The 13,560-nt window shown below is 59.5% G+C and carries 11 protein-coding genes; 7 read left to right on the top strand and 4 right to left on the bottom strand.

The features are described 5' to 3' along the window. The first annotated feature begins 113 nt into the window (after window positions 1-113). On the top strand, window positions 114-2,300 hold the full coding sequence (locus tag DES53_RS01930) for an adenylate/guanylate cyclase domain-containing protein (RefSeq protein ID WP_113956516.1): 2,187 nt from the start codon (window positions 114-116) through the stop codon (window positions 2,298-2,300). A gap of 19 nt (window positions 2,301-2,319) precedes the next feature. Here the strand turns inward: DES53_RS01930 and DES53_RS01925 are convergent, their stop codons facing one another. Then, window positions 2,320-2,649, bottom strand: coding sequence for an antibiotic biosynthesis monooxygenase (locus tag DES53_RS01925; RefSeq protein WP_211325414.1), 330 nt, complete (start codon window positions 2,647-2,649; stop codon window positions 2,320-2,322). A 209-nt stretch (window positions 2,650-2,858) separates the two neighbouring features. Here DES53_RS01925 and DES53_RS01920 point away from each other — a divergent pair, with 209 nt between their 5' ends. Further along, window positions 2,859-4,094: an LL-diaminopimelate aminotransferase gene (locus tag DES53_RS01920; protein WP_113956515.1), complete on the top strand. Its 1,236-nt coding sequence runs from the start codon at window positions 2,859-2,861 to the stop codon at window positions 4,092-4,094. A gap of 153 nt (window positions 4,095-4,247) precedes the next feature. Continuing rightward, window positions 4,248-5,099 carry a subclass B3 metallo-beta-lactamase gene (bla, locus tag DES53_RS01915; RefSeq protein ID WP_113957158.1) on the top strand — a complete coding sequence of 284 codons (852 nt, stop codon included), beginning with the start codon at window positions 4,248-4,250 and terminating at the stop codon, window positions 5,097-5,099. Between the two features lie 306 nt (window positions 5,100-5,405). On the opposite strand, the gene DES53_RS01910 is transcribed toward bla, so the two are convergent. From DES53_RS01910 to DES53_RS01900, 3 genes are all read right to left on the bottom strand, one after another. After that, entirely contained in the window at window positions 5,406-7,223 is a 1,818-nt protein-coding gene (locus DES53_RS01910) for a M56 family metallopeptidase (protein ID WP_113956514.1), read from the bottom strand. A gap of 12 nt (window positions 7,224-7,235) precedes the next feature. Beyond that, entirely contained in the window at window positions 7,236-7,613 is a 378-nt protein-coding gene (locus DES53_RS01905; protein ID WP_113956513.1) for a BlaI/MecI/CopY family transcriptional regulator, read from the bottom strand. A 210-nt stretch (window positions 7,614-7,823) separates the two neighbouring features. Beyond that, a complete protein-coding gene (locus DES53_RS01900; protein ID WP_113957157.1) occupies window positions 7,824-8,126 on the bottom strand; it encodes an RNA recognition motif domain-containing protein in 303 nt (100 codons plus the stop codon). 353 nt (window positions 8,127-8,479) lie between these two features. Between DES53_RS01900 and DES53_RS01895 the strand changes: the two genes are divergently transcribed. From DES53_RS01895 to mdoH, 4 genes are all read left to right on the top strand, one after another. After that, window positions 8,480-8,767 (top strand): hypothetical protein, encoded by a 288-nt coding sequence (locus DES53_RS01895; protein ID WP_113956512.1) that lies wholly within the window; start codon window positions 8,480-8,482, stop codon window positions 8,765-8,767. A 358-nt stretch (window positions 8,768-9,125) separates the two neighbouring features. Further along, a complete protein-coding gene (locus DES53_RS01890; protein ID WP_113956511.1) occupies window positions 9,126-10,613 on the top strand; it encodes an OpgD/OpgG family glucan biosynthesis protein in 1,488 nt (495 codons plus the stop codon). A gap of 77 nt (window positions 10,614-10,690) precedes the next feature. After that, window positions 10,691-11,332 carry a hypothetical protein gene (locus DES53_RS01885; RefSeq protein ID WP_113956510.1) on the top strand — a complete coding sequence of 214 codons (642 nt, stop codon included), beginning with the start codon at window positions 10,691-10,693 and terminating at the stop codon, window positions 11,330-11,332. After that, complete coding sequence (gene mdoH / locus DES53_RS01880; protein WP_113956509.1) at window positions 11,329-13,521, top strand: glucans biosynthesis glucosyltransferase MdoH; 2,193 nt, start codon at window positions 11,329-11,331, stop codon at window positions 13,519-13,521. The genes DES53_RS01885 and mdoH overlap by 4 nt, the downstream gene beginning before the upstream one ends. Window positions 13,522-13,560: the final 39 nt, after the last annotated feature.

Raw genomic sequence — 13,560 nt, 5'->3', positions numbered from 1 at the left:
TGGTGGGACAAACCCGTGGAGGCCGGAGCGCATTTCACACCAGGCTGACCGAATCCCGAGCTTGTCACGCACGGAGTTTCATCGTTTAACCTTCAGCAGCAATCCACAGTCCCGTGACAAACAACAGCCTCAAGAATCTGCTGAGTACCGAATCCGCTGTACACCAGCGGGTGCTGGCGATGATGATTCTGGGCGCGTTTGGGGTGCTCGCGATCGTCTACGGATGGGACAATACGCGCGACCTGATGGAGCGGCGCGACCGCTCTGTGCTCGACGAGTACCACGACAGTTCGCGCAAAACGCCCGCGCGAGATGACATTGTCATCCTCGGGATCGACGATGCAAGCCAGAAGCTCGACACCCTGTGGCCCGAGGAAATCGATGCCTCCCCTGCCCTGAAGGAGATGAAGAAGCAGTGGCAATGGCGCCGCCGCGTCTGGGCACCGGTGCTGGACCGCCTCTTTGAGGCCGGAGCAAAATACGTCTTTCTGGACCTTACTTTCAAGGCTCCGGCGCACGATGACGAGGACGACCGCCTCCTCCGGGAAGCGCTTGAGAGACACAAGGGCAAAGTGGTTGTGGGCGGAAAATGGGAAATTGAGGCGGCCGTTGGCAACAAGCGCATCGTCCAGAACACGGAAAACGTGCCGCTCATGGTACCCAGCCCTACCGCCGTCGGGGAGGAGTTTGCGACGAGCGACATGTTCGGCATCCTCAATTTCTTTGGTGAGGCCAACCTGGATGGGGTGGTAAGAAGCGCGAACTACTGGGTTTCCGTGAATCAGCTGATTCAGCAGGGCATCGTCACAGGGCAATTGGATCCCACGGAGGTGGCCCGTCCCTCCGTCGCCATGGTGCTCGGAAGGAAAATCGATCCGGAAGCGGCGGCGAAGGCCGGCGCCCTTGAGCGCATTCGATACTGTGATCTGGATTCCTATCCGCCTTTGTCGATCCACCAGATCTTTGTGGATGAACTCTGGAAAAACAACTTCGGCAATGGCGCTGCCTTCAAGGAAAAGATCGTCATGGTCGGCGCCACGGCGTCGGACTTGCAGGACTTCCAGGAGACCACCTTGGGACGTGTGGAGGGAGTACGGGTCCACGCACACGCACTGACAGCTCTCCTGGCCAATTCCTTCGTGCACGACGCGCCTCCCTGGTGGACCTGGGCCAGTCTCGTGCTTGGTGCAGTGCTCGCATGGACGTTGGTCACCTTCGTACGTCACCCCCTCGCCACACTGGCTGTCCTCGTACTGCTGACAGTCGGAGCCTATGCGGGGACGTTTTACATGTTCGACATCCACAGCATTGAAGCAAGCCCCGTGCCTTTCGTGGTTGCTCTCGACCTCTGCGGTGTCGCCGGCATCACCGGCAACTATTTGATGCAGCGCCGCGCGCAACAACGAGCAGTGCGCCTTCTCGCCCGTTACACGTCGCCTGAAATGGCGAAAGAGATGACGCGTGACAGAACAAGCCTGTACAACGCCCTTGGGGGCACCGAGCGCACCGTGACGGTTCTATTCTCCGACGTCCGCGGTTTCACCAGCATGTCTGAGAACATGTCTCCCACGGAGATCGTGGGACAGCTCAACGAGTACCTGAGCAAGATGGTGGAGCGAGTCTTCAAGCAAAAAGGCCTGGTGGACAAATTCATCGGAGACGCGGTCATGGCGCTCTGGGGCAGCATGCGCGGTCAGCAGAACGTGGACGGCGATCGCGAGGATGCGCGACGCGCAGTCATGTCCGCACTGGAGATGCGCAAGGCTCTGACAGAGCTCAATGCAGACTGGGTGAAGCGCGACATCCAGGAATTGAAATTCGGCATTGGCATTCACCAGGGGCCGGTCGTCGTGGGAAACATCGGCGCGGAGTCGCCCTACGAGAAGATGGACATCACCGTGATCGGGGACAGCGTGAACACGGCTTCGCGCCTGGAGGGCCTGACCAAGCAATACGGTGTGGATCTTCTCGTGAGTGACGCCGTCCGCCACCACCTGGGCGATGACTTCGTATGTCGAACGACTGACTTGGTTCGAGCCTCTGGAAAGCTCAAGCCGGTGGAGGTATTTGCCGTCATCGGGCTAGCGAATGGACAACGACCACCTGGCTTGGACCAATTCGAGGCCGGCGTGAAACGTTATCGCGAAGAAAAATTCCTTGAGGCCAAGGAGCTGTTCTTGCAAGCAGAGGCGGCGGGACTCGGAGATCAACTCACCTACGAATACATCCACCGTTGCGACACCCTCGCAGCCAATCCGCCCCGGGATTGGAGCGGGGTTTACACGGCCACGAAAAAGTAGCTCTGCAAGGTGGCTCCTTTTACGCCGCCACTTCACCCGACATCGCCGTGGCAACCACATCGCCGGAGATGATTTTCGGCGGGAAGGGAATCAGCGCGGAGAGGTGCTTCATCACAAACTGGGAAGCCAGTTGGTTGGAAGCGGTGGCGCTGGCTTCATCCTCGAAGATGCTGATGGCCGTCACATCCCCGTCACCCTCGTCGACCGCGTAGTAGGCTACAAAGCGCGGAGCCTCCCGGATCAGCGGCACAAAGTGCTCGTTGATGGAATCCACCAGTTGCTGCGTGGCACCCGGATGGATCTTGTAGCGCCGAATCGTGACGTGCATGGCCGACGTGATTGGAGGCATGATAAATGTTTTCATAATGCTTCGCAATGCATTTCCTTGATTTCGAAAGAAATCCCACAGCGGGAACACCGCTCCCGGCGACTGGTTGCAAAAACTGAAGGAAAATCTCTCAGGCCGGGTTTTCGCGGCCGAACTGGCCTCGCCGCACGCGGAGTTGCAATTGCGCCCCTTTCCGGCATGATGACCGGCTCCTCAGCTCCCCTTTTACCATGGCACTCATCAACGAAAACTACCTCAAGCTCAAAGCCGGCTATCTCTTCCCAGAAATCGCCCGGCGCGTGAAGGCCTTCACCGAAGCCAATCCGGATGCAGCGAAGCGCCTGATTCGCTGCGGCATCGGCGACGTGACGGAGGCCCTCCCCGAGGCGGTGCGCTACGCCATGCACGAAGCGGTGGATGAGATGGGCAAGCGCGAGAGCTTCCATGGCTACGGCCCGGAGCAGGGTTACGATTTCCTGCGCCAGGCGATCGCCAAGAACGACTTCCAGGCCCGCGGCCTGAACATCGAGGCGGACGAAATCTTCGTGTCCGACGGCAGCAAGTGCGACACGGGCAACATCCTCGACATCTTCGGCAGCGGGAACAAGATCGCCATCACCGACCCGGTGTACCCCGTGTACGTGGACACCAACGTGATGAACGGCAACACCGGCGACGCGGATGAGAACGGCGCCTACGGCGGTCTCGTTTACCTGAAGTGCACCCCGGAGAACAACTTCGTGGCGGACATCCCGAAGGAGAAGGTGGACCTCGTCTACCTCTGTTACCCGAACAATCCCACAGGCGCTGTGGCCACGCGCGCGCAGCTCGAAGCCTGGGTGAAGTACTGCCTGGCGAATGACACCACGCTGCTCTACGACGCCGCGTACGAGGCCTTCATCCGCGACCCCGAGCTGCCCCGCAGCATCTATGAAATCGAAGGCGCGCGCGAGTGTGCCATCGAGTTCCGCAGCTTCTCCAAGAACGGTGGATTTACCGGCGTGCGTTGCGCCTTCGTGGTGATTCCGAAGACCCTCATGGGCCGCAAGAAGGACGGCAGCAAGCACCCGCTGCATCCCCTCTGGAGCCGCCGCCACAGCACCAAGTTCAACGGCGCGAGCTACATCGTGCAGCGTGGTGCTGAAGCCCTCTACACGGACGAAGGCAAGGCCCAAGTGAAGGAACTCATCGAGCACTACATGGGCAATGCCGCCCTACTCGTGGAAGCCTGCAAGAAGGCTGGTCTCCCCGTCTACGGTGGCGTGAACGCCCCCTACGTGTGGGTCGGCTGCCCGAGCGGTCTCTCGAGCTGGCAGATGTTCGACAAGATGCTGAACGAAGCCAACGTGGTCATCACCCCCGGCAGTGGCTTCGGCAGCGCCGGTGAAGGCTGGTTCCGCATCAGCGCCTTCAACAGCCGCGCCAATGTGGAGGAAGTCTGCCGCCGCATCGCCGCGCTGAAGTAAGCCTTTTCAGTAGATCGAAAATCGTTTCAACATTCGGGGAATGGGCACGGTCCCATTCCCCGAATTTTTTTGCCTGCATTCGTCATTCGTCATTCGTCATTCGTCATTCGTCACTCCGCACTCCGCATGACTCGCTCCCTCTTCCTCTCCGGCATGCTCGCCCTGTGTTTGAGCACCACGATCACCAGCACCGCAAACGCGCAGAACACGGCGGAATGGTCCGAACCCTTCCCTCCGCACAAGGTCGCGGGCAATCTCTACTACGTGGGCTCGAAGGGACTTGCCACCTACCTCGTCACCACGCCGGAGGGACACGTCCTTATCAACAGCAACCTTGAGGACTCCCTGCCGCTGATTCAAAAGAACGTGGAGCAGCTGGGCTTCAAGTTCAGCGACGTGAAGATCCTGCTCATCAGCCACGCGCACTGGGACCACTGCGCGGGCAGCGCGAGCATCATCAAGGCCACGGGAGCGAAGTACATGGTGATGGAGCAGGACGTGGCTGTGGTGGAATCCGGCAACGCTCCAAAAAAATCCCGTCTGAAGCCCGCCTACCTGGGCTTTCCCACGGCCAAGGTAGACCGTGTGCTGAAGGATGGTGATGAAGTGAAGCTGGGCGGGGCGACGCTGGTAGCACACCTAACTCCGGGCCACACCCCCGGCTGCACCACTTGGACCCTGCAGGTGGAGGAGAATGGCAAGAAGCTGGACGCGGTGATCATCGGCAGCCCGAATGTGAATCCCGGCTACGTCCTCGTGAACAACAAGGACTATCCCGGCATCGCCACCGACTATGAGAAGACCTTCCGCGTGCTGAAGTCCCTGCCCGTAGACCTTTTCCTCGGTGCGCACGGCAGTTACTACGACATGGAAGCCAAGGTGAAGAATCTCGAAGGTGCGGCGACAAATCCGTTCATCGATAAGGAAGGCTACAAGCGGTATGTGGAAGACCGTGAGCAGGCTTTCTTGAAGGAGTGGGAGAAGCAGAAGGCGGCAAAGAAGTGAGCACCATGCCCTCCGCTAGCGCCTATGAAAGACGTGGGACCGCCTAGAGTGGTTCATACCACAAGGTCATCCATGGAACACGGACATGGCAAAGGCCCAAGGAACGGGAACGCCTCGTTCCCGTGGGTGAAAGGGCTTGTGGCGTGTATCCGCCAGAGCACTCTTTCGGAACACAGGGCACTCCTTATGCCACATCACCAGTCGTAGTGACCGCTGACGGGAACGAGGCGTTCCCGTTCCTTGGGCCTGCCGCAACACCCTGGGTATGTTTGGCGCGTTATCGACCTGTTTTCAACTCGTCTGGTATCACCGCTTCTCGGTACCGCCAGCGGGTTTCGGAGCAGGCGGATCACCCAAAGGGTCGATCAGGTTTGCAGTGACAAAGACGAAACACCGTCTCTGAAAGGAGATAGTCTCCGACTTGATCGTCCGTCCTGCCGCGTCAGTTTCTTCCACGAGTTGCTTGTCAGTTCTCGGCTGCAATTCCATGACCACGGTTTGTCCATCGCTCAGCACCACATCAGCCTTGGCTTCACGCTTGCTGAAGACAGGCTTCTTGTAGGGGACCCTGGTCATGGAGATCAGCGCCCCCTTGGCGTCATAGGTGGACTCTTCAACCTCTCCGCGTACGGCATCGCTCGCAGACAGTGTGCTGGTGCCATCCGGGTGCAGAACCTTCCTCACGGAGACGGAATCCGGGCTTGCACCTTCGGCAGGGGCAAATCCCTCGAACTCCACCACCTTCGGAGCGAGAGCCAGGGTGATCTGCTCCTCCCTAGTCACCTTCGGGGTCAGTTCGAGAAAGACACCCACGTTTTCGGTCACCTGTCTGCTCTTGTTGTCTGGGTAAACGAACTCACGCACCACTTCAATCCTGGCTGGCTGTCCGGATCTTGTGAGCACTGAGGGAGCGGCCATGAGATCCACGCCTTTCCGCTTGCTGAGTCCCCGAATCAGCACTTGGAATTGAGGATCGGTAAGAGTGCCGATAAGGCCGGGCGTTCCCTTCTCCTCCAGCAGACCAAACGGCAGGGCGCTCGCGGAAGCCCCTGCCTTTTGTTCGGTGATTTCCACAAACTTGGAAGTGATGTAGATCTGGAGAGCTTTCGGATCCGGTGCCGGAGTCGCGGCCTGGGTGATGCCAAGGAAACTCAAAAGCACGATGCCGAGGCTGAGAGTGGCTTTCATAAGAGGATGCTGATTGGGCCTGGCTGCAATGAAACGAATGCGGGAGCGCAGGGCAGCGCCGCGCTGGAAGATGCCGACAAAACCGAGACTGAGTCCGTGATGGCTGAAGGAGGTCTCCACCTTCAGCAAGGTGTGCCCGTAGGCCACCCGCTCGACCTGGCCTTCACCACCGAGCACTTGCGCGTCACAAGCAGCTTCGCGATCAAAGCGCGCCTTGAGGAACGCGAACCACAGCAGCGGGTTGAACCAATGCATCGAAAGCAGGAGACAGAGCAGCGCATTCACCAGCAGATCGCCACGCTTTATGTGCATGAGTTCGTGTTTCAAGACCAGACGAGCCTCGTGCACCGTGAGCGTCTGCTCGAACTGTGCTGGAAGCAGCAGCACGGGACGCAGCAAACCAGTGACCGCAGGGCTGGGCACCGCCGCGGACATCCAGACACGCGGAACACGACGCAGCCCCACTTCTCGAACCATCCCCGCAATCTCGCGCTGCAAACCCTCGCTCAATGGCTGACGACTGCGCTTGTACCGTCGCAGCGTGTGTCCATAAGAGCCCAGGCCGATGAGTACTGTGCTCACCACACCAGTGAGCCACACCACCGCCAGGATTTGCCTCCACGGCATGGGCGCCGACCTGGCGGCTTCTCCCGAAGCGATGGGCGGCATAGGGAGAGCTACAGTGGTCTGCTTCATCACAGGAACCTCCATCTTCTTCACCGGGCCAAGACGCGTGATGGAACTCATACTCCACGAACTTTCCGGAAACACCGGCATGAGCAGCACGACGAGCACCGGCAGCCAGAGAGCAGAAAGCCACCGTGCCGGCACACGGTGCCGCAGCAGCGCCTGGACGATGAGCACCACCACCGCAAGCACCGAGGCGCGTGCACTCGCGGTGAGCATCCAATCAAAGAGCGGCATGAGGGTGTTCATGGCAGGGTCGAGTCAGGACTTGAGCGATTGATCGAGAATCTTCTTCAGCTCGCGCACTTCTTCGGCAGTGAGCTTGCTGTTCTGGGCGAAGTGGACGAGCAACGGCTTCGCAGCCCCACCAAAGACACGCTGCATGAAGGACTCCCCCTCCGCCCGCACACAGGCCTCGCGTTTCACCGCCGGCAGGTAGGTGCGGGTTCCGGCACTATTCTCGTTGGTATGGAGCGCCCCTTTTTCCATGAGGCGTGTCAGCAGGGTGCGCACCGTATTCTCCGCCCAGTTCATCTTCGGGCGCAGAGCCTTGGTCAGCTCGGAGGCGGTCTGCGGAGCGGACTCCCACAGGGCCTCCATGACGGCCCATTCGGATTCGGAAATAGCAGGCAGGGACATATTTCCCGCGAGATCACTACATTCGTAGAGATCTGTCCACTACAAATGTAAGGATGCAACATTCGCCCCCTCAAGTGCACGGTTCAGGTGCACCTGAACTCAGCCAAGCCCTTGCTTCTTCAGTGAAATAAAAAGGCGGAATCCCGCAAGAGACTCCGCCGATGGATGACAGGCAACCAGCTGGCAAGGGCCGGCCGTTGCAGTCGATATTTAGTAGCGGCTTTGCCTTCTGCCACCTGCTCCGCCAGAAAATGCGGGGCGTTCTTCACGAGGCATCGCCTCATTGACATTCAGCAGGCGGCCGTTCAGCGGTTTGCCGTTCATCGCGGAGATAGCCTTCTTCATGCCTTCAGCGCTTTCCATCGTTACAAAGGCAAAGCCACGAGGGCGGCCTGTACTGCGATCCATTGGGAAATGAATATCGGTAACCAAACCGTGTTGTTCGCAAGTGGCCCGAAGATCCGTCTCCGAAGTGTCGAAGGAAAGATTCCCGATGTATATTTTGGTGTTCATGATCTTGGATTGAGAGAACAATCTGCTTTCTTCGACTGTTCTCGATCTCCGAGTTTCAAGCCGCCGCCAGATCAATATCTGCCAAGCGACTACCATGTCTTGAATTGTACAGGTGAACTAACAATTCAATGTATAAACTTGAAAGACCAAAACACAAGGCCTTTCTACGAAGCCGCCAAGGTGGGGAACACCTTATCACGATATAAGCCGGCAATCTCAAATAGATATGAACGCAGCGACGGATAAAGCTGTCACACACTGTGCGAAGTGCACGTGTCATAATTCTTTCATCCGCGATGGAATGACAAAACTCGTGGGCGTGCTTACTGAACTGAAGTGAGGAGCGGTTGTGTATGAACGAAGCGATTGCCGGCAGTGGAGCATTCTTTCTTGTCGGCCTGTTTGCTTTCATCAGCATTCCTGCGTGGGCGCAAATGCGGCGCATCCGTACCACCCATCCTCAATGGCATGAATTCTTGAGGTTTTGCATCACGGCGGCTGGCGCCATGTTCATCATTGCTCCGCTATCCTGGTTCGTAGACTATTCCGGCGGCGGGCAAATTCTTGTGCTTTGGGCCGCAGGCGGGCTAATCGCCGGCGCTCTCTGCTGGAACCTTCTCTTTGTGTGGCTGCTTGATTGACTGATTGGAACGGCAGGTTGCGTTCCAGCCCTCAAGATCACCTCGTCCCAGTCGATGCCTGGAACATCCCCTCCGGAGCCCCCCGCGACTACCGCCGTCAGAGCTTGCCGCTCCCGTTGCCAGAATAGCCTTTTTCCGATGTGGCCGAGGCGCGGGAATGTCCTGCGGTTCCTTACCCACGGGCAGGGCCATCGATCCGGCGATTGAAGGCTCCGGGGAAGGGGGCATCTTATTGTCCCCCTCGCTCTCTTGACGTGGTGCATTCCCACGGCATGCTAGCGACAGTCTTTCGCTGTCTTTCAACGATCTTATGCTATTTCGCCCCGTTCTGTCCGGTCTGATTGCGCTGACGTGCGCAATGTCGTCAACGCAGGCACAGGACGCCTCCGCTGCTCCTCCGCCTATCCGCACCTTTCTGGACCTGGAGGCTTATGCAGCTTCTCTGGCGCAGAAACCCTACGATCCGCCCAAGCACCCGCTGGATCCTTTTTTCGACACCCTGAAATACGACGGGCATCGCCAGATCCGGTTCAAGGCGGACAAGGCCCTCTACAATGACGTGGAGCACTCCTACCGTATCGAGTTCTTCCACCCCGGCTGGACGGCGAAGAAGACGGTCGAGTTCTTTGACATCAAGGCGGGCCAGCCTGCCGCCATCCCTTTCAGCAAGGACCTCTTCGACTACGGCAACCTGAAGGTGCCTGAGGGCGCCAAGTACCCGGACGGCTATGCTGGCTTCCGTCTGCTGGCACCGGACACGCTGCTGAACAAGCGCTTTGAGTTCATGGTCTTCATGGGTGCCAGCTACTTCCGAGCGGTGACCACGAAGCTGGGCTGGGGCCTCTCCGCCCGTGGCGTGGCCATCAATACTGTGGGTGGCGAGCCTGAGGAGTTCCCAGATTTCACCCACTTCTGGTTCGTGCAGCCGAAGGCCGGTGAGAAGGTGTTCCAGTTCTACGCCCTGCTGAATGGCCCGAGTGTATGCGGCGCCTACCAGTTCGAAGTCACCCCCGGGGAGACGACCATGATGCGCGTGAGCGGCTCGCTCTTCCTGCGCAAGAAGGTGAAGCTGCTGGGCCTGGCCCCCTTCTCCAGCATGTTCTGGTACGGGGAGAACACCCACCCGAAGCCGCTGGACTTCCGCCCCGAGGTGCATGACTCCGACGGTCTGCTGATTGAGCAGGAGAACGGCACCATGATCTGGCGCCCCCTGGACAATGGCAAGGAGATGCGCCAGAGCGTCTACAGCCTGGAGGGCATCAAGGGATTCGGTCTGCAGAAGCGCGACCGTAACTTCAATCATTTCGAAGACCTCGAAGCCCGGTACCATGAGCGCGTGTCTGTGTGGGTGGACCCGGTGGAAGGCTTTGGCCGCGGCAAGCTGCACCTTATCGAACTGGCCACGGGTGAAGAGACCTGGGACAACATCGTGACCTTCTGGGAACCCGAAACCCAACCCACGGCGACCGAGCCGCTGCGCTTCGCCTACAATCTCTCCTGGCTGGCGGAGAAGCCCCACGACCTGGCAAAGGTGCTCGCCACCCGCTGGGGTGAAGGTGTGGCCACGTCGGAGATTCCGAACGACTACCTCTTTGTGGTGGACTTCAGCAAGGGCAAGCCCCTCCCCGGCAAGGCTGCAGACTGGGTGCCTGACACCGAGCTGCACATCACCGGCACAGCGAAGGTGCTCGACAAGCGCGTGATGATCAATCCCGAGACGGGCGGCTACCGTGCCTTCTTCAAGCTGGACATCCAGCCGGACGTGAAGATTCTGGAAATGACCTGCGACCTCGTGGATGGCAAGAAGCCGATCTCCGAACGCTGGTCCTACCAGTGGAAGCGCTGATACGCGACCGAGCCGGAGCGATTCCTGCATCAGAAATCCGCTCCGGCCGCGAATTTGAACGCCACCGTTCGATTCGCATGGTATCGTCCTCCCATTCGTCAAAAGTGAATCTCACGCAGACTCCAGTCACCACGGATCCCATGGATGCGGTGACGATTCATTTCGCGCCCAAGACGGGATCCGAGGAAGACTGGAACGAAGCGTACGCGCGTCTGGCGGACTACTTCCGCAGCTATCGGCTCCACAACCGCATCCGTCGTACCCAGCTCATCCTGGAGACGCTGCGCCGCGCGGCGGAGGAGCATGAGAAGAATCCCTCCCGCAGCCCCACGGCCCACGCCATTCAGCAGGCCCGGCTGATGATGCAGAGCTGGCTCTCTGAAATTTACAAGGGCATGGAACTTACCGACAGCCAGATCGAAGGGTCAGGAAGATTGGGATTCCACCTGTGCGATGGCCCCAGCCGCTGGCCGCACTTTTTCATCGACCGTGAGAACCTGCCGCCGGACATGACGGAGGCCATGCGCTCCGCCGTGCGCACCTCCGGCCCGCGTCTGCAAGTCTCCAAGATGACCCCCCGCCCGATCGATCTGGGCCTGTTTGAAAATCTGGATGAAGAAGACGCCACGGACCGTGGCGGGTACGCCCTGCTACGCTATGCCGCACTGCTGGCCTTCGTGGTGGGTGCGCTGTGGTTTGTGTATGACCTGACGAAATGAGCGCCCCCGTAGCCAGCCCCTCCGGGTCACCCTCACCGACGACCGCCCTCGGCTCGCGCACCGCGCAGCTCCAGTCGCATGCGGGCATGCCATCCCCGGCGACTTCCCGGTTGAGGAGGGCCACCTTCTTCTCCTTCGTCTTCGTGGGTACGGTCGTGGGCATCTGGCTCATGTACCAGATGCTGAACAGCGGCGGCATGGCCTGGTATGAATGGGGCCTGCTGGTGGTCTTCATCCCCCTGTACTACCAGCTCAACATCGGCTTCTGGACGGCGCTCATCGGCATCTGGATGATGAACCGGCCCAAGCCGGATCCGCTCGACCTGTTCCGCACCATCACGAACGATGACATGGAAGCGCCCCTCGGCGCGACGACCGCGATCATCGTGCCGGTGTACAACGAGGACGTGACCCGCGTGTTCGAGGGCATCCGCTCGGTGTACAACTCCCTCGCGAAGACGGGCAAGCTGGAGCACTACGACTTTTTCATCCTGAGTGACTCGGATGACTCGAACAAGTGGATTGAAGAGGAGGCAGGGTGGCTGGAACTCTGCCGCCAGCTCAATGCCTTCGGGAAGATCTTCTACCGCAAGCGTCGTACCCCCATCAATCGCAAGAGCGGAAACGTCTCCGACTTCTGCCGCCGCTGGGGCAAGCGCTACCGCTACATGATTGTGTTCGATGCGGACAGCGTGATGAGCGGTCCGCTGCTGGTGAACCTGGTGCGCATCATGGAGAAGAATCCGGGCATCGGCATTCTCCAGACTTTCCCGAAGCAGATTGGCGCGGACACCTTGCTGGGCCGCATCATGCAGTTCGCGCAGGCATTCTACGGTCCGGCTTTCATTTCCGGCTTGAGCTACTGGCAGTGTGGTGAGGCGAACTTCTGGGGGCACAATGCCATCATCCGTCTTGCGCCCTTCATTGAGTACTGCGCTCTGCCCCCGCTTCCGGAGAAGGTGCCCTTTGGCGGCCACATCATGAGCCACGACTTCGTGGAAGCGGCGCTCATGCGCAAAGCGGGCTACGCGGTGCGCCTTCTTGCCACGGACCATGGCAGCTATGAGGAGGGCCCACCCACGCTCATCGATACGCTGAAGCGCGATCGCCGCTGGTGCCTGGGGAACATGCAGCACTTCTGGCTGCTCTTCGCGCGTGGCTGGCATCCCATCAGCCGGTTGAATTTCTACCACGGCATCATGAGCTACGTGAGCTCGCCGGTGTGGCTGCTGTTCCTCGTGCTGGGCACCATCATGGGAGCCAGCAATGAGATCTCCCCCATGGACATGGCGCGGGCGACCTTTGCGGGGCAACTGCTCCTGCTGCTGACGCTGGCCTTCATCTTCATGCCGAAGATCATCATCATGCTCGATGAGCTGGTCACCGGTCGCCTTTTCAAGCCCATCCGTCTGCGCCTGATGGCAGCGCTGAGCAGCTTCCTGGACACCTTCATCTTCACGTTGATGGCACCCATCATGATGTACTTCCACTCGCAGTTCGTGGTGAAGACCATCTTGGGTCAGGGTGTGTCGTGGGTGGCGCAGCGGCGCAAACTCGGCGGTGGCATTGACTGGCGAGAACCCATCCTCACCTTCGGCTCGGTCACGCTGGTGGGCATCGCTTGGGGTGTCGCGGCGTTCTTCATCTCGACGCAATTCCTTCTCTGGATCAGCCCGGTGCTGCTGGGGCTCATCCTCGCCATCCCGTTTGCGATCACCACCTCCAGCACGAAGACCCTGCAACGTCTGGGGCTTTTCGTCACGCCAGAGGAACTGCATCCGCCACCCGTGCTGCAGTCGCTGAATGAGCACCTGGATGAAGTGCACGCGCGACCTCCGCTGCAGCCGGAACTGGAGCAGCGCTTCGGTCTCGTGCAAGTATGCCTGGACCCGTATGTAAACGGCCTGCATGTGAGCCTGCTGCGCCGGCGTCGTCAGGTGGAGCACTCTCGCGAGTACTTCCGTCACCTGAGCCACAAGCTCATCAGCCAGGGTCCCAACAGTCTCAGCAAACGCGAACTCACCGCAGTGCTGTATGACCCGGATACGGTCATCCATCTGCACTATGAGCTGTGGTCTTCCTCGGAAGAGACACTCTCGCCCTTCTGGAAGCTCGCGATCCGCCAGTACAACTTGGTGGCGCCAAACCCCTTCACGCATCTGCTCGCGCAGAAAGGTGTGACGAGTTAGGCGATAGAGGCCACGGCAGCTCCTTAAGGATCGAACGTC

This window comes from Roseimicrobium gellanilyticum, from assembly GCF_003315205.1.
GTDB lineage: Bacteria > Verrucomicrobiota > Verrucomicrobiia > Verrucomicrobiales > Verrucomicrobiaceae > Roseimicrobium > Roseimicrobium gellanilyticum.
Note: the sequence above shows the minus strand (reverse complement) of the source record. Positions and strands in the feature narration are given on the sequence as shown.

Coding starts and splice junctions, on each gene's coding strand:
- DES53_RS01925 (WP_211325414.1), bottom strand. CDS start 2,649: ATGCCTCCAATCACGTCGGCCATGCACGTCACGATTCGGCGCTACAAG.
- DES53_RS01920 (WP_113956515.1), top strand. CDS start 2,859: ATGGCACTCATCAACGAAAACTACCTCAAGCTCAAAGCCGGCTATCTC.
- bla (WP_113957158.1), top strand. CDS start 4,248: ATGCTCGCCCTGTGTTTGAGCACCACGATCACCAGCACCGCAAACGCG.
- DES53_RS01910 (WP_113956514.1), bottom strand. CDS start 7,223: ATGAACACCCTCATGCCGCTCTTTGATTGGATGCTCACCGCGAGTGCA.
- DES53_RS01905 (WP_113956513.1), bottom strand. CDS start 7,613: ATGTCCCTGCCTGCTATTTCCGAATCCGAATGGGCCGTCATGGAGGCC.
- DES53_RS01900 (WP_113957157.1), bottom strand. CDS start 8,126: ATGAACACCAAAATATACATCGGGAATCTTTCCTTCGACACTTCGGAG.
- DES53_RS01895 (WP_113956512.1), top strand. CDS start 8,480: ATGAACGAAGCGATTGCCGGCAGTGGAGCATTCTTTCTTGTCGGCCTG.
- DES53_RS01890 (WP_113956511.1), top strand. CDS start 9,126: ATGTCGTCAACGCAGGCACAGGACGCCTCCGCTGCTCCTCCGCCTATC.
- DES53_RS01885 (WP_113956510.1), top strand. CDS start 10,691: ATGGTATCGTCCTCCCATTCGTCAAAAGTGAATCTCACGCAGACTCCA.
- mdoH (WP_113956509.1), top strand. CDS start 11,329: ATGAGCGCCCCCGTAGCCAGCCCCTCCGGGTCACCCTCACCGACGACC.